Raw genomic sequence first — 21507 nt, 5'->3', positions numbered from 1 at the left:
CAGAGCCTCCTGGACGATCAAGTCTGAAACTTGTTCTAGATTAGCGTCCCGGCGTAATCTCGCGGGACAGTGCACGCAGAAGGGGGCCCAGAGTGACCGCTGAGGCCAGTCAGGCGGGTCCCCAGGAGGACCTCGCCGCCGACGGCGAGCGACCGCTCCACATCGCGCTCCTCACCTATAAAGGGAACCCGTTCTGCGGCGGACAGGGCGTCTACGTCCGCCACCTCTCCCGCGAGCTGGCCCGCCTCGGCCACCGCGTCGAGGTCATCGGCTCCCAGCCCTACCCCGTCCTCGACGAGGGCGCGGACTACGCGGGCCGGCTGAGCCTGACGGAGCTGCCGAGCCTCGACCTCTACCGCTCGCCGGACCCCTTCCGCACCCCGAAGCGCGACGAGTACCGCGACTGGATCGACGCGCTGGAGGTCGCGACCATGTGGACCGGCGGCTTCCCGGAGCCGCTGACGTTCTCCCTGCGCGCCCGCCGCCACCTCCGCGCCCGCCGCGGCGAGTTCGACGTCGTGCACGACAACCAGACCCTCGGATACGGCCTGTTGGGCGATGTGGGCGCCCCCCTCGTCACCACCATCCACCACCCCATCACCGTCGACCGGCAGTTGGAGCTGGACGCCGCCGAGACCTGGCAGCAGCGCTGGGGCAAACGGCGCTGGTACGCCTTCACCCGCATGCAGAAGCGCGTCGCCCGCCGCCTGCCCTCGGTCCTCACCGTCTCCGGCACCTCGCGCGCCGAGATCATCGACCACCTCGGGGTGCGGGACGACCGTATCCACGTGGTGCACATCGGCGCCGACACCGACCTCTTCTCGCCGGACCCGTCCGTCCCCGTGGTGCCCGGCCGGATCGTGACGACGTCCAGCGCGGACGTCCCGCTCAAGGGCCTGGTCTTCCTCGTCGAGGCGCTCGCCAAGGTCCGCACCGAGCACCCGGACGCCCACCTCGTCGTCGTCGGCAAGCGGCCCACCGAGGGGCCCGTCGCCCAGGCCATGGAGCGTTACGGCCTCGAAGGCGCCGTCGAGTTCGTCAAGGGCATCTCGGACGCCGAACTGGTCGACCTCGTCCGCTCGGCCGAGGTCGCCTGCGTGCCGTCCCTGTACGAGGGCTTCTCCCTCCCGGCGGCCGAGGCGATGGCCACCGGCACGCCCCTGCTCGCGACGACCGGCGGTGCGATCCCCGAGGTCGCCGGACGCGACGGCGAGACGTGCCTTGCGGTGCCGCCGGGTGACCCCGGCGCCCTGGCCGCGGGCCTCAGCCGCCTGCTGGGCGATCCGGAGCTGAGAGTGCGGCTCGGCCGCGCCGGCCGTGAGCGGGTGCTGCGGCACTTCACCTGGGCCCGCGCCGCCGAGGGAACGGTCGCCAGATACCGCGAGGCCATCTCCGGCACCCCGGCGCCGGAACCCGCCTCGGCCGCACCGCCGAAGGCCCTCGTCGAAGCCGTAGAAGCCGTAGAAGAACTAGCCGCCACCCATCCCGAAAGCAGGGCCACGTGCTGACCGTCGACTTCTCCCGGTTCCCGCTCGCCCCGGGCGACCGCGTCCTGGACCTCGGCTGCGGGGCCGGCCGGCACGCGTTCGAGTGCTACCGGCGCGGCGCCCAGGTCGTGGCGCTCGACCAGAACGGCGAGGAGATCCGCGAGGTCGCGAAGTGGTTCGCCGCGATGAAGGAGGCGGGCGAGGCCCCGGCCGGCGCCACCGCCACGGCGATGGAGGGCGACGCCCTGGCGCTGCCCTTCCCCGACGAGTCCTTCGACGTCGTCATCATCTCCGAGGTGATGGAGCACATCCCGGACGACAAGGGCGTCCTCGCCGAGATGGTCCGGGTGCTCAAGCCCGGCGGCCGCATCGCCATCACCGTCCCGCGCTACGGCCCCGAGAAGGTCTGCTGGGCCCTGTCCGACGCCTACCACGAGGTCGAGGGCGGCCACATCCGCATCTACAAGGCGGACGAACTGCTGGCCAAGATCCGCGAGGCGGGCCTCAAGCCCTACGGCACCCACCACGCGCACGCGCTCCACTCCCCGTACTGGTGGCTGAAGTGCGCGTTCGGCGTCGACAACGACAAGGCGCTGCCGGTGAAGGCGTACCACAAGCTCCTGGTCTGGGACATCATGAAGAAGCCCCTGGCCACCCGGGTCGCCGAACAGGCCCTCAACCCCCTGATCGGCAAGAGCTTCGTGGCCTACGCGACCAAGCCCCACCTGCCCTCGGTGGACGCCCGGTGACCACTCCCCGGACAGAACACCTCGTCCTGCCCGGGGTCCTCACCGCCGAGCAGGCTGCCGCGACCGTGCGCGGCATCCTCGCCGTACAGCGGGAGGACGGCGCGATCCCGTGGTTCCGGGGACACCACCTGGACCCCTGGGACCACACCGAGGCCGCGATGGCCCTGGACGCGGCGGGCGAGCACGAGGCCGCCAAGCGGGCGTACGAGTGGCTCGCACGGCACCAGAACAAGGACGGCTCCTGGTACGCGGCCTACGCCGACGGGGACGCCGAAGACATCACCGACCGCGGACGCGAGACGAACTTCGTCGCGTACATCGCGGTGGGCGTGTGGCACCACTACCTGTCGACGGGCGACGACACGTTCCTGGACCGCATGTGGCCGTCCGTCTACGCGGCCATCGAGTACGTGCTGCGGCTCCAGCAGCCCGGCGGCCAGATCGGCTGGAAGGGCGAGGACGACGGGACGTTCACCACCGACGCCCTGCTGACCGGCTCCTCCTCCATCCACCACGCCCTGCGCTGCGCGCTCGCCGTCGCCGAACAGCGCGAGGAGCCGCAGCCGGACTGGGAGCTGGCCGTCGGCGCCCTCCGCCATGCGATCCGCCGCCACCCGGAGCGGTTCCTCAACAAGGACCGCTACTCCATGGACTGGTACTACCCGGTGCTGGGCGGTGCGCTGACGGGTGCGGAGGCCAAGTCCCGTATGGAGGAGGACTGGGACCGCTTCGTCGTCCCCGGCCTCGGCGTGCGCTGCGTGGTCCCCAACCCGTGGGTCACCGGCGGGGAATCGGCCGAACTCGCCCTCACCCTCTGGGCGATGGGCGAGTCCGACCGCGCGCTGGACATCCTCCAGTCGATCCAGCACCTGCGGGACCCGGAGACCGGCCTGTACTGGACGGGCTACGTCTTCGAGGACAAGGCGATCTGGCCACGCGAGCTGACCACCTGGACGGCGGGCTCACTGCTGCTGGCGGTCGCCGCCCTCGGCGGCCACGAGGCGACCTGCACGGTGTTCGGCGGCGAGCAGCTGCCGAGGGGGCTGGATCCGGACTGCTGCGGTTCGGTGGCGCCCTGAGGCGGCGCGCTCAGTGCCGGGTCATCCGTCCGGCGATCGCGTGGCCGATGAACAGGTAGACCACCGCCGCCAGGCCGTAGCCTGCGATCACGCGGGCCCAGGCCTTGTCGAAGGTGAACAGGTCACGCGACCAGCCCGCCAGCCAGTTGGCCGCGTTGTGGACGAACTGCACCAGGTCGTTGGCCCGGTTGGCGTCCAACAGGTACATCAGGATCCACAGGCCCAGGATGAGGGCCATGATGTCGGCGACGATCGCTATGACCGCGCCGGCCCGATTGCCGCTGCTATATCGAGACATGCTTTTCGGATTGCCGCCGAATCCTGTATGAAACCCGGACGGGTTTGTCCGAGGGCTAGGAGTTGAGCTCCGCCAGCACCCGCAGCGACTCCCGGTCGGGCGACAGCGCGAGCAGATCCGTCACCGGCCCCTTGCGCCACAACTCCAACCGCTCGGCGATCCGTTCCCGCGGCCCCACGAGGGAGATCTCGTCGGCGAAGGCGTCCGGTACGGCGAGGACGGCCTCCTCGCGCCGCCCGGACAGGAACAGCTCCTGGATCCGGCGGGCCTCCTCCTCGTACCCCATCCTCGCCATCAGATCGGCGTGGAAATTGCGCGCCGCGTGCCCCATCCCGCCGATGTAGAAGCCCAGCATGGTCTTCACGGGCAGCAGGCCTTCGCTCACGTCGTCGCAGACCCGGACCTGTGCCATGGGGGCGACGAGGAAGCCCTCGGGGGCATCGGTGAGCGAGGCCTCGTAGACCTCCGGTCGGGTCGGCGACCAGTACAGGGGGAGCCAGCCGTCGGCGATCCGGGTCGTCTGCGCGACGTTCTTCGGCCCTTCCGCGCCGAGGAGGACGGGAAGGTCGGGACGCAAGGGGTGCGTGATGGACTTGAGGGCCTTGCCGATGCCGGTGCCGTCCGCGCCGCTGTACGGATGGGAGTGGAACCGTCCGTCGAGCACGACCGGCCCCTCCCGCCTGAGCACCTGCCGTACGACGTCCACGTACTCCCTGGTCGCGGTCAGCGGCGACTTCGGGAACGGCCGCCCGTACCACCCCTCCACCACCTGCGGCCCCGACAGCCCGAGGCCGAGCATCACGCGGCCGCCGGAGAGGTGATCCAGGGTGAGCGCGTGCATGGCGGTGGTCGTCGGGGACCGGGCGGCCATCTGGGCAACGGCCGTCCCCAGCTTGATGGTCGACGTCTGGGCGGCGATCCAGGTCAGCGGGGTGAAGACGTCGGACCCCCACGACTCCGCGGTCCACACGGAGTCGTACCCGAGCCGCTCGGCCTCCTGCGCGAGCGGCACCTGGTCGGGGGAGGGGCCGCGGCCCCAGTAGCCGAGGGCGAGACCGAGTCGCATGACGCCTCCATCAGGTATCTGACGGTTAGTCAGTTACGGGTTGGGAGCTGCGACTGTACGACAACGGCCCCCCGCCCGGAAGGGCGAGGGGCCGCTGGTTGCTCGGTCGGCGGGTGTCAGCCGCGCTGGATCCCGGAGGTGTCCTGCAACACGCCGCGACGGCCGTCCTGCGTCTGGGCGACCAGGGCCGGGCCGCGCTGCTCGACGGCCAGGTACCAGGTGCCGGGCGCCAGTTCGGCGATCGGCGTGGGCGAACCGTCCTCCGCGAACAGCGGCCGCGGCACCGGAACGGCGAACCAGAACGGCGAGAAGTCGCCGGCCGGCGGCTGCCCCTGCTGCGGCTGCTGGGCCCCGTACGGCTGCCCGGGCTGCGGCTGTCCGCCGTAGGGCTGCTGCTGGGCGCCCGGGTAGCCGTAACCGCCGGGAGGCTGGGCGCCGTAGGGCTGGGGGGCGGCGGGCTTGGGGGCGGGGATCAGGGCGGCCTGGAGGGCGGGGACGAGGGGGGTGGCGATGGCGGCGCCGGCCAGGACCAGGGCGGCGATGAAGCCGAGGATGAGGCCGGCGGCGGGGCTGGTGTTCTTGCCGCTGTCGACCAGGTACCAGAACAGGGTCCAGGCCGAGAGGACGCTGAACGCCACGCCCGCCACTCCGAGGTCGAGCCCGGCGACCTTGCGCGGCTGCGGGAGGCAGCGGTTGACGACGATCAGTGCGGCGCCGATGACCCCGCCCATGAACACGCCGAGACCCGTGCCGAGGCTGTCCCACGCGTTCACGTCGATGTCGAACCCGGACACGCTGTAGAGGTTGAGGAACGACGCGATGAAGAGCAACACCGCTGCTCCGATCACCACGCCGTCGCCTCGTGTGAGGGAGCGGATATTCACTTCAGGTCCTTCGTAAGTCGTCTCGTCGTCGGTAGACACTATCGTCCGTCCGAGCAAGGCGTCCGCCGGGATCGGCCCGCTGATCACGAACCGTGCAGGAAACTCACGATTCCATCAGAAATTCCTTGCGCGGCTTTCTGTCGCCAGGCACCGCTGGTGAGCCGTGCCGCGTCCTTGCTATCGCGCATGTTCCCGCATTCGATGAACACCTTGGGAACCGTTGACAGATTGAGACCGCCCAGGTCCTTACGCGTGACGAGACCGGTGCCGTCGCCGATGTAGTTGGAGGGCGGTTCACCCGTGACGCGGACGAAGTTGCCCGCGATGCGCTCGCCGAGGGCGGCGGAGGAGGCGACGATGGGGCGGGTGTCGGCCGCGCCAGCGTGGACGGAGCCGGGAAGGATGACGTGGAAGCCGCGGTTGCCGGCCGCGGAGCCGTCCGCGTGGATGGAGATGGCGGCGTCGGCATGGGCCCTGTTGCCGATCTGCGCCCGCTGGTCCACGCAGGGGCCCCAGGCGGGGGAGTTGCCGTCGTGGGTCAGCTTCACCGTGGCGCCCAGCTTCTGGAGCAAGGCCTTGAGGCGATGGGACACGTCCAGGGTGAACTGGGCTTCCGTGTAGCCCGAGTTGGTGGACGTACCCGTCGTGTCGCACTCCTTCTTGTTGGTGCCGATGTCCACCTTGCGGGCGATCTCGGTGGTGTGCCGGAAGTTGCCGGGGTTGTGGCCGGGGTCGATGACGACGACCTTGCCCTTGAGCGGGCCGGAGGCGGCGGGCGCCGACGAGGTGGGGGCGGCGAGGGTGGGCGGCGGGCTGTTCGGGTTCTTGTCCTCGCCGGCGGGGGAGGAGGCGGGCGCGCCGGACGTCGCCGTCGTGGACGTCCGTACGGTCGCCTGGGCCGCCCCGCCGCCGCCCCCGCTCCCGCCCATGGCCTCGTACACGAGCCACCCGAGCAACGCTCCCGGCACGAGTGCGGCGACCGCCACGGTCAGGGGGCTGCGCCGGGGACGGCGGGGCTGGGGAGGATCGAAGTCCGGGCCTACGTACGACACGGCTGCCACCCTACGGGGCGTCAGACCGATCCGCAGGCTTCCTGAGTTCGTGTGCCGACCTTGTGTGGTACCCGAAACCTGTACCGGTGCGGTACCGTTCTTAGGTACAGTTCACTTACGGGAGGAGAGTGTGGCACATGTCGATAAGCGCTACCGAGGCCAGGAGGACCCTGTTTCCGCTCATCGAGCGCGTCAACACTGATCACACCCCCGTGAGGATCAGCTCGAAGAGCGGCGATGTCGTGCTGATGTCTGCCGATGACTACGACGCATGGCAGGAGACGGTCTATCTCCTGCGTTCCCCTGCCAACGCTCGACGCCTCATGGAGGCCGTCGCGCGCGACAAGGCAGGTGAGGCGGGCATCGCGAAGTCGATGGATGAGCTCCGCGACCTGGCTGGGGGCGAGGCGTGAGGGGTGTTTCCTTCGACCCGGACGGGTGGGAGGACTTCCTGTACTGGCTTGCTGCCGACCGCAAGACAGCTCGGAGGATCGCGCGGTTGATCGGCGAGATCCAGCGCACGCCCTTCGAGGGGATCGGCAAGCCGGAGCCGCTGAAAGGCGAGCTGTCCGGCTACTGGTCTCGACGGATCGACGACGAACATCGTCTGGTGTACAGGGCAGACGACAAAGAAGTGAAGATCCTCAAAGCCCGCTATCACTACAGCTGAGCCTCGCCAGCGTTCGCTTCGACGCATCACGCACGATGAGGCTGAGGACGTGCCCCGGCTCTTCCGGGCAGGTGGCCGGGACGAGCGTGCTCAGATTCCGGTCCCCGTCCGCCGCAGAACCCGCAGGGAATCCGTGACTGACACCTCCGTGAACGCGCCGGACTCCAGCGCCCGCAGGTAGACCCGGTACGGCGCCTGACCCGTGAACTCGTCCTTCGGGTCCGGGAAGACGTCGTGGATGAGGAGCAGGCCGCCTTCGGCCACATGGGGGGCCCAGCCCTCGTAGTCGGCGGTGGCGTGCTCGTCGGTGTGGCCGCCGTCGATGAAGACCAGGCCGAGCGGGGTCCGCCAGAACTTCGCGATCTGCGGAGAGCGGCCGACCAGCGCCACCACGTGCTCCTCCAGACCGGCCCGGTACAGCGTCCGCCGGAACGTCGGCAGCGTGTCCATCAGCCCGATCTCGGGGTCGACCGTCTCGGGGTCGTGGTAGTCCCACCCCGGCTGCTGCTCCTCGCTGCCGCGGTGGTGGTCGAGGGTCAGCGCGGTGGCCCCGGTCTCGCGGGCGGCATCCGCGAGCAGGATCGCGGAGCGCCCGCAGTACGTGCCGACCTCCAGCAGGGGCAGCCCAAGGCCGCCCGCCTCGACGGCCGCCGCGTAGAGCGCCAGCCCCTCATCCACGGGCATGAACCCCTTCGCCGCTTCGAACGCGGCCAGGATCTCGGGCTTGGGGGCCGCGGCCATGGGGTTCCTCCCGGTCGTACGTACGTCTGCGGCTTCCCATGCTGCCGCACCCCCGGTCACAGATTCGACAGGGGGTGCGGCACGGCTTTTGTCTTTCAGGGGCGCGGGGCTGTATCAATATGCGGCTCCGCCGCGTGGGCGCGACAAGCCACAACGGCGAGTCCAGCCGCAAAGCAACAGAACCAGCCGAGTGCTACGCGCTGACAGCCTCACCGGGCAACGCCAGATCCAAGTCCACCGCAGCCTCACCCGGGTGCGTAGCCGAAGACGCAAGCGGCCCATGCCCCGAGGCCCGTGCGGCCAGCACATACGCCCCCTCGGTCGGCACGGCAAGCGCATAGCTGCCGTCCTCCTCGGACAGCGTCGCGCCCGCCTGCCGGCCCCGCCGGTCGATCAGCGTGACCTTGGCCCGGGCCACCGGAGAGCCGTCCGCACCGAGCACCCGGCCACGGAACCCGCGCAGCACTTCCTCCGCGAGCTCCACGACGGCGTCGTCCTCCTCGCTGCTCGCGAGCAGCTGCGGCGCCCGGTTCGGCTTGGGCAGGAACAGGGCCATCAGCAGGCCCACGGCGACCGCGCCGGTCGCGATCAGGAAGGAGACGCGGAAGCCGTGCATGGTCGGGATCGCGACGCCGCCGACGTTGTTCGCGGTGTTGGCCAGCACCATGCCGATGACGGCGCTGGACACGGACGTACCGATGGAGCGCATGAGCGTGTTGAGACCGTTCGCCGCGCCCGTCTCTGAGGCCGGGACCGCGCCCACGATCAGCGCGGGGAGGGACGAGTAGGCGAGGCCGATGCCCGCGCCGAGCACCACCGCGATGACCAGGCTCTGCCACGGCGCGCTCATCAGGCCGAGCCCGGCGCCGTAGCCGATCGCGATGATCAGCAGGCCGATGATCAGGGTGACCTTGGGGCCGTACTTCGCGGAGAGGCGGGCGTAGACCGGCGCCGTGAACATCATCGTCAGGCCCAGCGGGGCCACCAGCAGGCCCGCGACGACCATCGACTGGCCGAGGCCGTAGCCGGTCGCCTTCGGGAGCTGGAGCAGCTGGGGAAGGACGAGGGAGACGACGTAGAAGGAGACACCGACCATGATCGACGCGAGGTTGGTGAAGAGGACGGCCGGGCGGGCCGTCGTCCGCAGGTCCACCAGCGGGGCCTTCATACGGAGTTCGAGAACGCCCCAGAGCACGAGTACGACGGCCGACGCACCGAACAGGCCGAGCGTCGTGCCGGAGGTCCAGCCCCAGTCGCTGCCCTTGGTGATCGGCAGGAGGAAGAGGACCAGGCCGGTGGAGAGGCCGAGTGCGCCGAGCAGGTCGAAGGAGCCCTCGGCGCGCATCGGGGATTCCGGTACGACCAGGAGGGTGAGCAGGATCGAGAGGGCGCCGAGGCCCGCGGCGCCGTAGAAGAGGGCGTGCCAGTCGGCGTGCTGGGCGACCAGGGCCGCGAGCGGCAGGGCGAGACCGCCGCCGACGCCGATGGAGGAGCTCATCAGGGCCATCGCCGAGCCGAGCTTCTCGCGGGGCAGCATGTCGCGCATCAGGCCGATGCCGAGCGGGATGGCGCCCATGGCGAAGCCCTGGAGCGTTCGGCCGGCGATCATCGTGAGCAGTTCGCTGGTGAGGGCGCTGATCAGGGCGCCGACCACCATCACGGCGAGGCTGAGGATCAGCATGCGCCGCTTGCCGTAGAGGTCGCCGAGGCGGCCCATGATCGGCGTGGCGACGGCTCCTGAGAGGAGTGTCGAGGTCAGGACCCAGGTGGCGTTGCTGGGTGCGGTGTCCAGCAGCTGCGGCAGGTCCTTGATGACCGGGACGAGCAGGGTCTGCATCACCGCGACAACGATGCCCGCGAAGGCGAGTACGGGGACCACGGCCCCGCTCGCCCGCCGGGCGGGCTGTTCGGTCGTCGTGTGCGTCATGGGGTGAGGCCTCCAGGCCGTACGAGATGAAGAGCTGTGCGAGATAAGTGCTGGGTAAACCTCGTATGCACAGGCAACTATTCCGTTGCTTCGGGCCTCTAATGAATTCTTGACCCAGTCATGGGACTCTGATCGTTCGTCAGGTCTGGCGGGTTGGTGGAACGTGTTCTAGTCTCGCGCGCCATGAAGGCATACCGCGCAAGGCATACCGCGCCGTGAAGGCCTACCTCGTCGGGGTCGGGATGACCCGGTTCGAGAAGCCCGAGACCCGTGACTGGCAGTACTGGGACATGGTGCGGGAGGCCGGTGGTGCAGCCCTGGTCGACGCGGGGATCTCGTACGGCGATGTGGAACAGGTTCCAGTCGGCTACTGCTTCCAGCCCTCGACCGCCGGACAGCGCGCCGCGTATGAGCTGGGTCTCACCGGCGTACCCGTCTACAACGTCAACAACAACTGCGCGACCGGCTCGACCGCCCTGATGCTCGCCCGGCAGCTCGTGGAGGGCGGGGCCGCCGACTGCGTACTGGCGCTGGGCTTCGAGAAGATGAAGAAGGGGGCGCTGGGCGGGGGTGCCGACAGCGGAGACTTCTCCACCTCACCGGTGGCCCGGCACTACGGCGTCATGGCCGCCCGCCACGGCTTCGAGATGACCCCGCCCACCGCCCAGATCTTCGGCGACGCGGCCCGTGAGCACATGGAGCGATACGGCACGACCGAGGCGCAGCTCGCCGCCGTGGCCGCCAAGAACCACCGGCACTCGGCGCACAATCCGTATGCGCAGTTCCGCGACGTGTACGAGGTGGACGACATCCTGGCCGCGCGCACGGTCCACCGGCCGCTGACCAAGCTCCAGTGCTCCCCGACCTCGGACGGCGCGGCGGCCGCACTCGTCGTCTCCGAACGGTTCGTGGAGCGGCGGGAGCTGGGCGCGAAGGCCGTCGAGATCGTCGCGCAGGCGATGACGACCGACACGGAGGAGTCCTTCGCGTCGGGGTCGTGCATCGACGTCGTGGGCCGGCCGATGTCCCGGGAGGCGGCACGGCAGCTCTACGAGCGGGCCGGGCTCGGGATCGGCGACGTGGACGTCGTGGAGCTGCACGACTGCTTCTCCGTCAACGAGCTGCTGACGTACGAGGCGCTCGGGATGTGCGCGGAGGGGGAGTCCGGGAAGCTGGTCGAGTCCGGGGCGACGACGTACGGCGGGCGGTGGGTGGTGAACCCGTCCGGCGGGCTGATCTCCAAGGGGCATCCGCTGGGGGCGACCGGGATCGCCCAGGTGGCCGAGCTGGTGTGGCAGCTGCGGGGCGAGGCGGGGGAGCGGCAGGTGCCGGGGGCGCGGGTCGGGCTCGCGCACAACATCGGGCTGGGCGGGGCGGCGGTGGTGACGCTCGTACGGGCGGTGTAGGTCCTGCGGAGGAGGACCCTGTGCGGCGAAATCCCGATGCAAGGGGCGTAAGTCGGTTGAGAGCATGACAGGCATGCTGGAAGCCGCTGACGTCACCCGGAGTTCGTCCCGCCGTTCCGCCCCTCCCACCTGGCTGGTCGTGGCGCTCGCGTGCGCAGGGCAGTTCCTGGTGGTGCTCGATGTGTCGGTCGTCAATGTGGCGCTGCCGTCGATGCGGGCCGACCTGGGGCTGAGCCCGCAGGGGCTGCAGTGGGTGGTGAACGCCTACGCGATCGCCTTCGCCGGGTTCATGCTGCTCGGCGGACGCGCCGGGGACCTGTACGGGCGCAAGCGGATGTTCCTGGTCGGGCTTGCCCTGTTCACCGCCGCCTCGCTGGGCGGCGGGCTCGCGCAGGAGGGCGGTCAGCTGCTGGTCGCGCGGGCCGTGCAGGGGCTGGGGGCCGCGGTGCTCGCGCCCTCGACGCTGACGATTCTCACCTCGGCCGTTCCGGAGGGGGCCGCGCGGGCGCGGGCGATAGCGACCTGGACCGCGGTGGGCGCCGGCGGTGGAGCTGCCGGCGGGCTGGTCGGCGGGGTGCTGGTGGACGGGCTGTCGTGGCGGTGGGTGCTGCTGATCAACGTGCCGGTCGGCGCGCTGGTGCTGGCCGGCTCGATGCGGTGGCTGGCGGAGAGCCGCAACGGGGACGGGCGGCGGCTCGATCTGCCGGGCGCGCTACTGGTGACGGCGGGGCTCGGGACGCTGGCGTACGGGATCTCACAGACCGAGGCGGAGGGGTGGACGGCGGCGGCCACCATCGTGCCGCTGGCTGCCGGGCTCGCGCTGATCGCGCTGTTCCTGGTCGTCGAGGCGCGCACGGCGGCGCCGCTGATGCCGCTCGGGCTGTTCCGGGTGCGGGCCGTGTCCTCGGCGAACGCGGCGATGTTCGTGAACGGGTCCGCGATGTTCTGCATGTGGTTCTTCATGACCTTGTACGCGCAGAACGTGCTCGGCTACACACCCTTCGAGGCCGGGCTGGCGCTGGTGCCGAGTTCTCTGGCGGTGCTGCTCGGCTCCAAGTCGGCGCCCCGGTTCCTGCCGGTGTTCGGCGCGCGGAACGTGGCCGTGCTCGGGACGCTCCTCGCTGCGGCGGGCTTCGCCTGGCAGTCGATGATGACGCCCGAGGGCAACTATCTGACGGAGATCATGTTCCCGGGGATCCTGATGATGCTGGGTGCGGGTCTCACGGCGACCCCGCTCGCCGCGCTCGCCACCTCCGGGGCGGCTCCGGGGGAGGCCGGGCTGGTGTCGGGGCTGGTCAACACCTCGCGCACCATGGGCGGTTCGCTGGGGCTCGCGGTGATGTCGACGATCGCGGCCACGCGCACGGCGGGCAGCGGCACTCCCGGCGCGCTCACGGAGGGGTACGCGCTGGTGTTCCGGACGGGCACCGGGGTGCTGCTCGCGGGGGCGGTGCTGATGCTGGTGTGGCTGCCGCGCAGAATTTCCGCGAAGCCGGCGAAGTAGTCGGGGGAGCGAGGCAACGGTTCGGGCTGCCCATGGACTCCTTTACACATCTAGGAGGTGCCCATGGGGGATCGCAAGGAGGCTCGGGACAAGGAGTTCCAGAGCTTTGTCACCGGCCGCTGGCCGCGGCTGCTGCGCACGGCATTTCTCCTCACGGGGGAACAGCACGCCGCGGAGGACCTGGTCCAGTCGACGCTCGAGCAGGTCTACGTGGCCTGGCGCCGGGTCGGCTCGGCGGACGACCCGGAGGCGTATGTACGGCGCGTGATGATCAACGCGCATGCGCGCAAACACCGCAGAAAACTGCGGGAGTTCCTGGCGCCGAAGGACGACTCGGGGCTGGTGCGCGAGATCGCCGACACGGGTGACCGCATCGCGCAGGCCGACGACCGGGGCGTCCTGCTGAAGGCGCTCGCCCAACTGCCGGTGCGGCAGCGGGAGGCGGTGGTCCTGCGGTACTGGGAGGACCTCACCGAGACACAGGCGGCGGAGGCGATGGGGTGCAGCGTCGGCTCGGTGAAGAGCAACGCGGCCAAGGGGATCGCGAAACTGCGCGCCATACCGGGACTGGCGGACGTGGTGATCAGTGGGGGAGGGCGCAAGTGATGAGTGCGGACCGGGAAGCGAGCCAGGACATGACGGACAGGGACATCGCCCTCCTGCTGGCCGACGCCGCGGACGGGGTCGAGATCGGTATAGCCCCCACCCAGGCGGTCATCCGGGGCGGCCGACGGCGCCGGACGCGGCGGTGGGCGGTGGGCGCGGCCGTGGCGCTGGCCCTCGCGGGGTCGACGGGAACCCTGGCGGCAGCGGGCCTGACACACGGCGACGGGAACGGCCCGGCGCGGGTGGCGACGCAACCCCCGGCACCCAAGCCACGCCATGTGGACCAGCCGAGGACCAGCGCGCTCGCGATCGGCTTCGAGGACGACAAGCGGTGGGAGGTCGACCTCCAGGTGTGGGACGCCCCGCGCGACAAGGCGGAGGCCGAGTCCCAGTTCGCGGCGATGGCACTGTACGGACTGTCCCCGGCCGGCGTCTCCCGGGCGTCCGACCTGGTCGGCAGAACCTCGTACTCCGTCAGTCGTATCTACGGGGACGCGGACAAGCCGAAGACGGTCATGTTCGACACGGTCAGGCACTGGGACCCCATGACGGGCAAGGACATCGAGGCCGCGGCGATCCCGCTGACGGGCAGCGGTGGACCGCAGCGCCTCGTCATCGGCCAGGTCGCCAAGACGGCCCGCGAGGTCACCTGCCGGTGGAAGGACGGCACCAGCACGGCTGTCCGTCTCACCACCGACCCCGGCTCCCTCAACGTGGGGGACATGACCATCCGGCCGGCCGACGGCAGCCCGGTCAACTGGTTCGTCTGCCTCGCGTCGAAGGACACCGCGTACAAGTCGGTGGAGGTGACCAAATAGGCCAGGACGCGGGCGTCACAGCCACCCCTGCTGCCGGGCCTCCCGCATGGCCTCCATGCGGTTGCGGGTGCCCGTCTTGCCGATCGCGGACGAGAGGTAGTTGCGGACCGTCGACTCGGACAGGTGCAGCTTGGCGGCGATGTCCGCGACGGTCGCGCCGTCCACGGACGCCTTGAGGACGTCGCACTCACGGGCGGTGAGGGGGCTGGGCCCGGCGCTGAGCGCGGCGGCGGCGAGCGCGGGGTCGATCACGGTCTCGCCGGTCAGCACCCGGCGGATCGAGGCGGCCAACTCCTCGACGGGACCGTCCTTCACGAGGAAGCCGGCCGCTCCGGCCTCCATCGCGCGGCGCAGATAGCCGGGCCGCCCGAAGGTGGTGAGGATCAGCACCCGGCAGTCGGGGACCTGCTCGCGCAGCTCGGCCGCCGCGTCCAGGCCGCTCATGCCCGGCAGTTCGATGTCCAGCAGGGCCACGTCGGGCCGGTGGGTGAGCGCGGCGTCCACGATCGCGTCGCCCGCAGCGACCTGGGCGACGACCTCCAGGTCCGCCTCCAGGCCGAGCAGTAAGGCGAGCGCGCCCCGCATCATTCCCTGGTCCTCGGCGAGCAGGACCCGCACGTTCTTCGACGGCCGGTGATCCCGGGGCATCTCGTTCACGGTCCCAGAGTAGGGCGCGGAGGGGGCCGCGGTGCGGGCGAACATCGTCTCCGTCGGCTACGGCGGCGCGACCGGCTCCACCGGTTCGCTGACCCCGGGTTCGGAGATCTCACTGCGCGCGACGACCTCGTGCTGCACGGGCGACTACATCTCGCCAGACCGCGGTGGACGATCCAGGTGGCGTCGCTCTTGTCGAGTGCCGAACTGCTCGAGGTGATCGGGGAGATGACCGCCTTGTCGTTGTAGTGGCGGACACGGCGAGCAACGGCGGCTCCAATACCTGGGACAGCTCCACGTCCTGGGCGGACGACGTGAGCTGGGTCGTCAGTTCGCCGTGGGCGCCGTAGCCGCCACCGGTTCGGACACGTCGTCGGCCTCCACCGGGAGTTCGGCGGTGACGGTGAAACCGCCTCGCGGCGAAGGGCCGGCCCGCAAGGAGCCGCCGGCCGCCGCGAGGCGTTCCGTCAGCCCCTTCAGGCCGGTACCGCCGATGCCCGGCAAGGACGGGGAGGAGGGCGTGGACGGCACGCCCTCCCCGTTGTCCGCGACCGTGAGGCTCACCCGCTCGGACGTGCTCTGCACGGTGATCTCGCAGCGTGTGGCGCCCGCGTGCCGCACGACGTTCGTGACCGCCTCCCGCACCACCCAGCCCAGCAGTGCCTCGGTCTGCGGGGCGAGGGGCGCGCCCGAGCGCAGGACCACCGGTTCGACGGCCGCCGCGGACAGGGCCGAGCGGGCCCGGTCCAGTTCGGTGGCGAGGCTGCCCTCGCGGTAGCCGGTCACGGCCTCGCGGATCTCGGTGAGCGCCTGCCGGCCGACGGACTCGATGTCGCCGATCTGGGTGAGCGCGGCGTCAAGGTTGCGCGGGGCCAGCCGCCGGGCCGCCTCCGACTTCACCACGATCACCGACAGGGTGTGCCCGAGCAGGTCGTGCAGATCGCGGGAGAAGCGCAGGCGCTCCTTCTCGACGGCCTGGTGGGCCAGCTTCTCGCGGGCGGCCTGCAACTCCCGTACCGCCTCGGACAGGGAGAGGATCGCGGCGGTGACCATCGTCGACAGGAAGGTGCCGTAGGCGATGGTCACGGCGTCCGAGCCGTCGCGGTACACGGAGACGGCACCGGCGAACGCGGCGAGCAGGATTCCCGTCCGGCCCAGCCACGGACCGCGCAGGACCGCGCCCGTGGCGAGACCGAGCAGCGGGAAGAACATCAGCCAGTTGCCGCCGTAGCCGAGGGCCAGAGCCGTGGTCAGCAGGGCCATCAGCAGCAGCGCGACCCGGGTGGACCGCTCGCCGCGCTTGCACCGGTCGAAGGAGCGGAACGTCACATAGATGTAGAGGGAGTTGAAGGCGAGCAGCCCCAGGCCGCCGAGCCACGGGTTGGCGGCCTTGCCCTGGATGACGTTGGAGAACGAGCCCATCCCCATCAGCAGCCACGGCAGCAGCCCGAAGCCGGTGGGCGGCGGGCCCGCGTGCTCGGGCCGCTTCCCGGTCCTGACGGCCTCCTTCTGTGCGGCCTTGAACTCCGCCATGCCCGCCCTCCACCGTGCCCGCGCCGCGCGCCAGTGGTTCACCTGACAGGCGACCCCTCGTATCCAGGACATGTCTCCGCTCCCCCCGTTCAGACGGTCCGTCCGGACCGCCGGTACGACAGCACAGCGTACGAACCGAAGGCCAGCAGCCAGAGGGTCAGCACCGCGATCGCGCCGAGGGCCGGGGCGCGGCCCTCGGCCGCGGAGGTGCCGAGCTGGGCGAAACGGTAGGTGGGCGTGTACGCCGACAGGGTGCGCAGCCAGTGCGGGAAGAGGGTGACCGGGAACCACAGGCCGCCGAGGACCGCGAGGCCCAGGTTGCAGGCCATGTTGGTCACGCCGGTGGTCTGCCCGGTCAGCCGGTAGCCGTTGCCCAGGCCCAGCAGAGTGAAGGGCAGCGAGCCCAGCCACAGCAGCGCCGCTACCGCCGCCCACTGCCAGGCCTCCATCCGTACGCCGTTGAGCAGGCCGCCCGCGGCGAGCACCGCGAGGATGGCGGGCAGCACCGTCACCGAGCCGGTCAGCGTCCGGCCGACGACGACCTGGCGCGGGGTCATCGGGGTCACCCGCAGCTGCCGCAGCCAGCCGATCGCCCGGTCCTCGGCGACCCCGCCGCCGGTGTTGAGGGCGCAGCCGACGGCGCCGTATCCCGCCATGCCGACCATCGCGCCGGTCTTCCAACTCCCGTCGGCCGTACCGAGGTTGGTGAACAGCAGATACATCAGCACCGGCATCGCGATCCCGCCGATGACAAAACCCGCGTCCCGCAGGGTCCGGCGCACTTCGAGCCGCAGATAGTCCAGCATCACGCCGCCTCCGTCACACGTGCGGTCAGAGCCAGGAACGCGTCGTCGAGCGAGGCGGGCGCGACCTCCAGGCGGCGTATCGCGCCGAGTTCTGCCAGTGCGACCACCGTCGCGTCCGGGTCGTCGGTGCGCAACCGTGCCCGCTCCCCGCGCACTTCCACCGACCGCACCCCCGGCAGCAGTTCCAGACCCTGCGTGCCCCGCCCCGCGAGGTCGAAGGCGACCAGGCTGCCGCCCACCGCCCGCTTGAGCTGCTCGCCGGTGCCGTCCGCGACGATCCGGCCCCGGTCGATGACGAGGATGCGGTCGGCATGCGCGTCCGCCTCCTCCAGATGGTGGGTGGAGAACAGCACGGTGTGGCCGAGACGGGCGTAGGACCGCATCGACGCCCAGAAGGCGAGCCGTGCCTCCACGTCCAGGGCGGCGGTCGGCTCGTCCAGGACGATCACCGAGGGGTTTCCTGCGAGCGCCACGGCGAACCGCACGCGCTGCGTCTGGCCGCCCGACAGCCGGTCCACGCGCCGCCCCGCCAGCTCGGTGATCCCGGCCAGGTGCAGGGCACGCGCGACCGGCATCGGGTTCGGGTAGCGGCCGGCCACGAAGGCCACCAGCTCCCGCACGGTGACCCGGGGCACCGCGCGCCCCTCCTGGAGCATCGCACCGATCCGCCCGGCGCGCACCGACTCCCGCGGGGGAGCGCCGAAGACCCGTACCGTGCCCTCGTCGGGCTCGTTCAGGCCGAGCAGCAGCGAGATCGTCGTCGACTTGCCGGCACCGTTGCGGCCGAGCAGGGCCACGGTCTCGCCCTGCGATATCTCAAGGTCCACGCCCTGCACGGCGCGCACGGCGCCGAAGGTCTTGACCACCCCCGTGAAGGACACGGCGGGCGGCGCCCCGGCCGTCGTCCCTGTCGTCATCCCCGTCGTCTTCGTCATGCCTACGACGCTACGGAGATCAGGCGCCCGCCCGGCAGATGCGCTTGTACGGACTCCGGCAGGACAAATGTCACGGCCGCCCGCGCACTCAGCTGACACAGTGTCAGGAGCCTTCACAAGTGCGGAGCGCTGGGCTATACAGAGGGCGCCGGACTGGAACGCGTTCTAGATCGGCACTCGTGACGACCTCGGTCGCGGCCGACGGTGCGGACGGCCGCGCCGAGGTCTTGAGCCATCCGAGCCACCAGGAGCCGTATGCCCATCGACGAAGCCTTGGCCCTCGCCGCCGAACCCCGCTCCGGCGAGATCACCTGGGACCGCAAGGACGTCCAGCTCTACCACCTCGGCATCGGGGCAGGCATCCCGGCGACCGACCCCGACGAGCTGCGCTACACCCTGGAGTCCCGGCTGCACGTCCTGCCCAGCTTCGCCACCGTCGCGGGCAACGGCTCGCCCGGGGTGATCAGCGGCCTGTCCATGCCCGGCGTCGACGTGGACCTGGCCCGTGTCCTGCACGGCGGGCAGTCCCTCACCCTGCACCGCCCGATCCCCGTCGAGGGCACCGCGACCGCCACCGGCCGTATCGCCGCCGTCTACGACAAGGGCAAGGCGGCCGTCCTCGTCATGCGCACCGAGGTGGCCGACGCCGACGGCCCGCTGTGGACCAACGACGCCCAGATCTTCGTACGAGGGGAAGGCGGCTGGGGCGGAGACCGCGGGCCCTCGACCCGCCTGGACCCCCCGGCAGGCGACCCCGACCGCACCGTCGAGCGCCCGATCCGCGAGGACCAGGCCCTGCTCTACCGCCTCTCCGGCGACTGGAACCCGCTGCACGCCGACCCGGACTTCGCCAAGACCGCCGGCTTCGAAAAGCCCATCCTGCACGGCCTGTGCACCTACGGCATGACGCTCAAGGCGGTCGTCGACACGCTGCTCGGCGGGGACGTGACGCGGGTGCGGTCGTACGCCACCCAGTTCGCGGGCGTCGTGTTCCCGGGGGAGACCCTGCGCATCCGCATGTGGCGGGGGGACGCGCAGGTCCGGGTGGCCGTGAGCGCAGTGGAGCGGGACGACGCGCCCGTTCTCGCCGACACGATCGTCGAACACTCTTGATCCAGCAGGCAGTTGAGGGGAGCCGCACCATGCGCGCAGCCGTACTGCACGAGATCGGCCAGGACAAACTCGAGGTCTTCGAGGACGTCGAGGCGACGGGCTTCGGGCCCGGCAAGGTGAGGATCCGGGTGCGGGCCACCGGGCTGTGCCACTCGGACCTGTCCGCGATGAGCGGGGTGCTGCCGCAGCCGGCGCCGTTCGTGCCCGGGCACGAGGGCGCGGGCGAGATCGTAGAGGTAGGCGAAGGCGTCGGCCACCTGAAGGCGGGCGACCGGGTCGTGGTCTGCTGGCTGCCGGCCTGCGGCGCCTGTCCGGCCTGCAAGCGCGGCCAGACCGAGCTGTGCCTGGCCGGGTTCATGAACGCGGGCACCCCCAACTTCCGCCGACCCGGCGGTGACGTCTTCGGCTTCGCGGGCACCGGCACCTTCGCCGAAGAGGTCGTCGTGGACGCGGGCTGCGCGGTGCCGATCCCGGACGACGTGCCCTTCGACATCGCCGCCCTGATCGGCTGCGGGGTGACGACCGGCCTGGGCGCCGCGCTCAACACGGCCGACGTGGAGGCCGGTTCGTCGGTCGCGGTCATCGGCTGCGGCGGCGTCGGCATCTCCGCGATCCAGGGCGCGCGGCTCAAGGGTGCCGCCGAGATCGTCGCCGTCGACCCGGTCGCCTCGCGCCGCGAGTCCGCCCTCAGGTTCGGCGCCACGAAGGCGGTCTCGCCGGACGAGCTGGCCGACGCCAAGCAGAACGTCACCGGCGGCGAGGGCTTCGACTACGTCTTCGAGGTCGTCGGCAAGTCGGCCACCGCCCGCACCGCGTACGAGAACACACGGCGCGGCGGCACCCTCGTCGTCGTCGGCGCGGGCGCCATGGACGACTTCCTCCAGCTCAACATGTTCGAGCTGTTCTTCGACGAGAAGCGGATCCTGCCCTCGATGTACGGCGGCGGCGACGTCCTGCGCTCCTACGAGCGGACCATCGCCCTGTGGCGGGCGGGCCGCGTGGACCTGGCGGGCCTGATCACGCACCGGGTGCCGTTGAGCGAGATCAACGAGGCGCTGGACCAGATGCGGACGGGCGCGGCGCTGCGCACGTGCATCGAGATCTGACGGGGGTGGCCGTGTCGCTGCCACAGCAAGGACCGCAGCAGGGGCCGCTGGAGGGCCTGTCCGCCGTCGTGACCGGGGCCGGTCGCGGCCTGGGCCGGGCCGAGGCGCTCGAACTCGCCCGGCTCGGTGCCGCGGTCGTCGTCAACGACTTCGGGCAGCCGGGCCGGGACGGCTCGGGGGAGGCCTCGGCGGGCCCCGCCGAACAGGTCGCCGCCGAGATCCGCGCCGCGGGCGGCAAGGCGCTCGCCCACACCGGGGACGTGGCCGACTTCCAACAGGCGCGAGAACTGGTGGAGTTGGCGGTCGGCGAGTTCGGCAAGCTGGACATCCTCGTCAACAACGCCGGCATCCTGCGTGACCGCATGGTCTTCTCCATGACCGAGGACGAGTGGGACGCGGTCATCCGGGTCCACCTCAAGGGCCACTTCAACACCACCCACTTCGCGGCCGCGCACTGGCGCGAGCGGTCCAAGGCCGCGGGAGCGCCCATCTACGGACGGATCGTGAACACCTCGTCCGAGGCCTTCCTGGCGGGCTCGGCAGGCCAGCCCAACTACGCGGCCGCGAAGGGCGGAATCGTCGGCCTGACCACCTCCACGGCCCTCGCGCTGGCCAAGTACGGCGTCACGGCCAACGCGATCTGCCCGCGCGCCCGCACCCGGATGACCGAGGACGTCTTCGCCGGCTTCGAGCAGCCCGCCGAGGGCCTCGACCCGCTCGCCCCCGAGCATGTCGCCCCGCTCGTCGGCTATCTGGCCTCGCCCGCCGCGGCCCGTGTCAACGGCCAGCTGCTCGTCGTGCACGGCGGCATGGTCGCCGTCGTCGACCGCCCGCGGGTGCAGGCGAAGTTCGACAGCAAGCAGGACACCTTCACCTACGACGAGCTGGACGCCGTGCTGACTCCGCACTACGCGGACCGGCCGCCGGGCGAGACGTTCGCGGCGGCGGAAGTACTGGGCCTCAAGCGGGCGTAGACGGACGTAGACATACGGAAGGGGGGGGGGGGGCGCCGCCGGGGGGGGGCGGCGCCCCGCCGGCGACCAGCGAGCCCCCCGCCCGTGCGGGGGCCCCGC

23 protein-coding genes are annotated in these 21507 nt (G+C 71.1%); 12 read left to right on the top strand and 11 right to left on the bottom strand.

The window, feature by feature from the left end; translation table 11 throughout:
- The first annotated feature begins 92 nt into the window (after window positions 1-92).
- The 3 genes from ABT254_RS36095 to ABT254_RS36085 are packed head-to-tail and all read left to right on the top strand — an operon-like array spanning window position 93 to window position 3315.
- Window positions 93-1508: a glycosyltransferase family 4 protein gene (locus ABT254_RS36095; protein WP_351479899.1), complete on the top strand. Its 1416-nt coding sequence runs from the start codon at window positions 93-95 to the stop codon at window positions 1506-1508.
- Window positions 1502-2236, top strand: a complete 735-nt coding sequence (locus ABT254_RS36090; protein ID WP_115908450.1) for a class I SAM-dependent methyltransferase — start codon at window positions 1502-1504, stop codon at window positions 2234-2236. Before ABT254_RS36095 ends, ABT254_RS36090 begins: the two co-directional genes overlap by 7 nt.
- Window positions 2233-3315 (top strand): prenyltransferase/squalene oxidase repeat-containing protein, encoded by a 1083-nt coding sequence (locus ABT254_RS36085; RefSeq protein ID WP_351479896.1) that lies wholly within the window; start codon window positions 2233-2235, stop codon window positions 3313-3315. Before ABT254_RS36090 ends, ABT254_RS36085 begins: the two co-directional genes overlap by 4 nt.
- Window positions 3316-3325: 10 nt before the next feature.
- Here ABT254_RS36085 and ABT254_RS36080 read toward each other — a convergent pair whose 3' ends face one another.
- The 4 genes from ABT254_RS36080 to ABT254_RS36065 all read right to left on the bottom strand — a co-directional run bounded on the left by ABT254_RS36080 (window position 3326) and on the right by ABT254_RS36065 (window position 6615).
- Window positions 3326-3613: a hypothetical protein gene (locus tag ABT254_RS36080; protein ID WP_351479893.1), complete on the bottom strand. Its 288-nt coding sequence runs from the start codon at window positions 3611-3613 to the stop codon at window positions 3326-3328.
- 55 nt (window positions 3614-3668) lie between these two features.
- Window positions 3669-4679 carry an LLM class F420-dependent oxidoreductase gene (locus ABT254_RS36075; protein ID WP_351479890.1) on the bottom strand — a complete coding sequence of 337 codons (1011 nt, stop codon included), beginning with the start codon at window positions 4677-4679 and terminating at the stop codon, window positions 3669-3671.
- Between the two features lie 116 nt (window positions 4680-4795).
- A complete protein-coding gene (locus ABT254_RS36070; protein WP_351479887.1) occupies window positions 4796-5563 on the bottom strand; it encodes a DUF5336 domain-containing protein in 768 nt (255 codons plus the stop codon).
- Window positions 5564-5646: 83 nt separating this feature from the next.
- Window positions 5647-6615 (bottom strand): N-acetylmuramoyl-L-alanine amidase, encoded by a 969-nt coding sequence (locus tag ABT254_RS36065; protein ID WP_351479884.1) that lies wholly within the window; start codon window positions 6613-6615, stop codon window positions 5647-5649.
- A 137-nt stretch (window positions 6616-6752) separates the two neighbouring features.
- On the opposite strand from ABT254_RS36065, the gene ABT254_RS36060 reads away from it, so the two are divergent.
- Both ABT254_RS36060 and ABT254_RS36055 read left to right on the top strand, forming a co-directional pair.
- Window positions 6753-7028 carry a type II toxin-antitoxin system Phd/YefM family antitoxin gene (locus ABT254_RS36060; RefSeq protein WP_123964784.1) on the top strand — a complete coding sequence of 92 codons (276 nt, stop codon included), beginning with the start codon at window positions 6753-6755 and terminating at the stop codon, window positions 7026-7028.
- A complete protein-coding gene (locus ABT254_RS36055) occupies window positions 7025-7285 on the top strand; it encodes a Txe/YoeB family addiction module toxin (protein ID WP_351479880.1) in 261 nt (86 codons plus the stop codon). The genes ABT254_RS36060 and ABT254_RS36055 overlap by 4 nt, the downstream gene beginning before the upstream one ends.
- Window positions 7286-7375: 90 nt before the next feature.
- Here the strand turns inward: ABT254_RS36055 and ABT254_RS36050 are convergent, their stop codons facing one another.
- Entirely contained in the window at window positions 7376-8026 is a 651-nt protein-coding gene (locus ABT254_RS36050; protein ID WP_351479877.1) for a class I SAM-dependent methyltransferase, read from the bottom strand.
- A gap of 193 nt (window positions 8027-8219) precedes the next feature.
- Window positions 8220-9953, bottom strand: coding sequence for an MFS transporter (locus tag ABT254_RS36045; RefSeq protein WP_351479874.1), 1734 nt, complete (start codon window positions 9951-9953; stop codon window positions 8220-8222).
- Between the two features lie 215 nt (window positions 9954-10168).
- Here ABT254_RS36045 and ABT254_RS36040 point away from each other — a divergent pair, with 215 nt between their 5' ends.
- The 4 genes from ABT254_RS36040 to ABT254_RS36025 all read left to right on the top strand — a co-directional run bounded on the left by ABT254_RS36040 (window position 10169) and on the right by ABT254_RS36025 (window position 14287).
- Window positions 10169-11359 carry a lipid-transfer protein gene (locus ABT254_RS36040; RefSeq protein ID WP_351479870.1) on the top strand — a complete coding sequence of 397 codons (1191 nt, stop codon included), beginning with the start codon at window positions 10169-10171 and terminating at the stop codon, window positions 11357-11359.
- A 73-nt stretch (window positions 11360-11432) separates the two neighbouring features.
- On the top strand, window positions 11433-12863 hold the full coding sequence (locus tag ABT254_RS36035) for an MFS transporter (protein WP_351479867.1): 1431 nt from the start codon (window positions 11433-11435) through the stop codon (window positions 12861-12863).
- A gap of 63 nt (window positions 12864-12926) precedes the next feature.
- A complete protein-coding gene (locus ABT254_RS36030) occupies window positions 12927-13469 on the top strand; it encodes a SigE family RNA polymerase sigma factor (protein WP_351479864.1) in 543 nt (180 codons plus the stop codon).
- Window positions 13470-13498: 29 nt separating this feature from the next.
- Window positions 13499-14287 (top strand): hypothetical protein, encoded by a 789-nt coding sequence (locus ABT254_RS36025; protein WP_351479861.1) that lies wholly within the window; start codon window positions 13499-13501, stop codon window positions 14285-14287.
- A 15-nt stretch (window positions 14288-14302) separates the two neighbouring features.
- Here ABT254_RS36025 and ABT254_RS36020 read toward each other — a convergent pair whose 3' ends face one another.
- The 5 genes from ABT254_RS36020 to ABT254_RS36000 all read right to left on the bottom strand — a co-directional run bounded on the left by ABT254_RS36020 (window position 14303) and on the right by ABT254_RS36000 (window position 18215).
- Window positions 14303-14935, bottom strand: a complete 633-nt coding sequence (locus ABT254_RS36020; protein WP_351480014.1) for a response regulator — start codon at window positions 14933-14935, stop codon at window positions 14303-14305.
- 5 nt (window positions 14936-14940) lie between these two features.
- Window positions 14941-15162, bottom strand: coding sequence for a hypothetical protein (locus ABT254_RS46605; RefSeq protein WP_502972109.1), 222 nt, complete (start codon window positions 15160-15162; stop codon window positions 14941-14943).
- A 106-nt stretch (window positions 15163-15268) separates the two neighbouring features.
- Complete coding sequence (locus tag ABT254_RS36010) at window positions 15269-16546, bottom strand: sensor histidine kinase (protein ID WP_351479858.1); 1278 nt, start codon at window positions 16544-16546, stop codon at window positions 15269-15271.
- Between the two features lie 17 nt (window positions 16547-16563).
- Window positions 16564-17280 (bottom strand): ABC transporter permease, encoded by a 717-nt coding sequence (locus tag ABT254_RS36005; RefSeq protein ID WP_351479854.1) that lies wholly within the window; start codon window positions 17278-17280, stop codon window positions 16564-16566.
- On the bottom strand, window positions 17280-18215 hold the full coding sequence (locus ABT254_RS36000; protein ID WP_351479851.1) for an ABC transporter ATP-binding protein: 936 nt from the start codon (window positions 18213-18215) through the stop codon (window positions 17280-17282). Before ABT254_RS36000 ends, ABT254_RS36005 begins: the two co-directional genes overlap by 1 nt.
- Window positions 18216-18470: 255 nt before the next feature.
- On the opposite strand from ABT254_RS36000, the gene chsH3 reads away from it, so the two are divergent.
- From chsH3 to ABT254_RS35985, 3 genes are read left to right on the top strand one after another with little or no spacing between them, the layout of a single operon-like run.
- The gene (gene chsH3, locus ABT254_RS35995; protein WP_351479848.1) at window positions 18471-19328 is read left to right on the top strand and encodes an enoyl-CoA hydratase ChsH3; all 858 of its coding nucleotides are present in this window, start codon (window positions 18471-18473) and stop codon (window positions 19326-19328) included.
- Window positions 19329-19357: 29 nt separating this feature from the next.
- Window positions 19358-20434, top strand: coding sequence for a Zn-dependent alcohol dehydrogenase (locus ABT254_RS35990; RefSeq protein ID WP_351479845.1), 1077 nt, complete (start codon window positions 19358-19360; stop codon window positions 20432-20434).
- A gap of 11 nt (window positions 20435-20445) precedes the next feature.
- Window positions 20446-21408 carry a 3-oxoacyl-ACP reductase gene (locus ABT254_RS35985; protein WP_351479843.1) on the top strand — a complete coding sequence of 321 codons (963 nt, stop codon included), beginning with the start codon at window positions 20446-20448 and terminating at the stop codon, window positions 21406-21408.
- Window positions 21409-21507: the final 99 nt, after the last annotated feature.

Origin of the sequence: Streptomyces sp. NPDC001137, from assembly GCF_040298885.1 — a bacterium.
Lineage (GTDB): Bacteria > Actinomycetota > Actinomycetes > Streptomycetales > Streptomycetaceae > Streptomyces.
Note: the sequence above shows the minus strand (reverse complement) of the source record. Positions and strands in the feature narration are given on the sequence as shown.

What these genes read in the sequence shown, in the direction of transcription:
- ABT254_RS36050 (WP_351479877.1), bottom strand. Translation starts at nt 8,026, where the DNA reads ATGGCCGCGGCCCCCAAGCCCGAGATCCTGGCCGCGTTCGAAGCGGCG.
- ABT254_RS36005 (WP_351479854.1), bottom strand. Translation starts at nt 17,280, where the DNA reads ATGCTGGACTATCTGCGGCTCGAAGTGCGCCGGACCCTGCGGGACGCG.
- ABT254_RS36035 (WP_351479867.1), top strand. Translation starts at nt 11,433, where the DNA reads ATGCTGGAAGCCGCTGACGTCACCCGGAGTTCGTCCCGCCGTTCCGCC.
- ABT254_RS36080 (WP_351479893.1), bottom strand. Translation starts at nt 3,613, where the DNA reads ATGTCTCGATATAGCAGCGGCAATCGGGCCGGCGCGGTCATAGCGATC.
- ABT254_RS36025 (WP_351479861.1), top strand. Translation starts at nt 13,499, where the DNA reads ATGACGGACAGGGACATCGCCCTCCTGCTGGCCGACGCCGCGGACGGG.
- chsH3 (WP_351479848.1), top strand. Translation starts at nt 18,471, where the DNA reads ATGCCCATCGACGAAGCCTTGGCCCTCGCCGCCGAACCCCGCTCCGGC.
- ABT254_RS36000 (WP_351479851.1), bottom strand. Translation starts at nt 18,215, where the DNA reads ATGACGAAGACGACGGGGATGACGACAGGGACGACGGCCGGGGCGCCG.
- ABT254_RS36020 (WP_351480014.1), bottom strand. Translation starts at nt 14,935, where the DNA reads ATGCCCCGGGATCACCGGCCGTCGAAGAACGTGCGGGTCCTGCTCGCC.
- ABT254_RS36045 (WP_351479874.1), bottom strand. Translation starts at nt 9,953, where the DNA reads ATGACGCACACGACGACCGAACAGCCCGCCCGGCGGGCGAGCGGGGCC.
- ABT254_RS36030 (WP_351479864.1), top strand. Translation starts at nt 12,927, where the DNA reads ATGGGGGATCGCAAGGAGGCTCGGGACAAGGAGTTCCAGAGCTTTGTC.
- ABT254_RS36075 (WP_351479890.1), bottom strand. Translation starts at nt 4,679, where the DNA reads ATGCGACTCGGTCTCGCCCTCGGCTACTGGGGCCGCGGCCCCTCCCCC.
- ABT254_RS36010 (WP_351479858.1), bottom strand. Translation starts at nt 16,546, where the DNA reads ATGTCCTGGATACGAGGGGTCGCCTGTCAGGTGAACCACTGGCGCGCG.
- ABT254_RS36060 (WP_123964784.1), top strand. Translation starts at nt 6,753, where the DNA reads ATGTCGATAAGCGCTACCGAGGCCAGGAGGACCCTGTTTCCGCTCATC.
- ABT254_RS35990 (WP_351479845.1), top strand. Translation starts at nt 19,358, where the DNA reads ATGCGCGCAGCCGTACTGCACGAGATCGGCCAGGACAAACTCGAGGTC.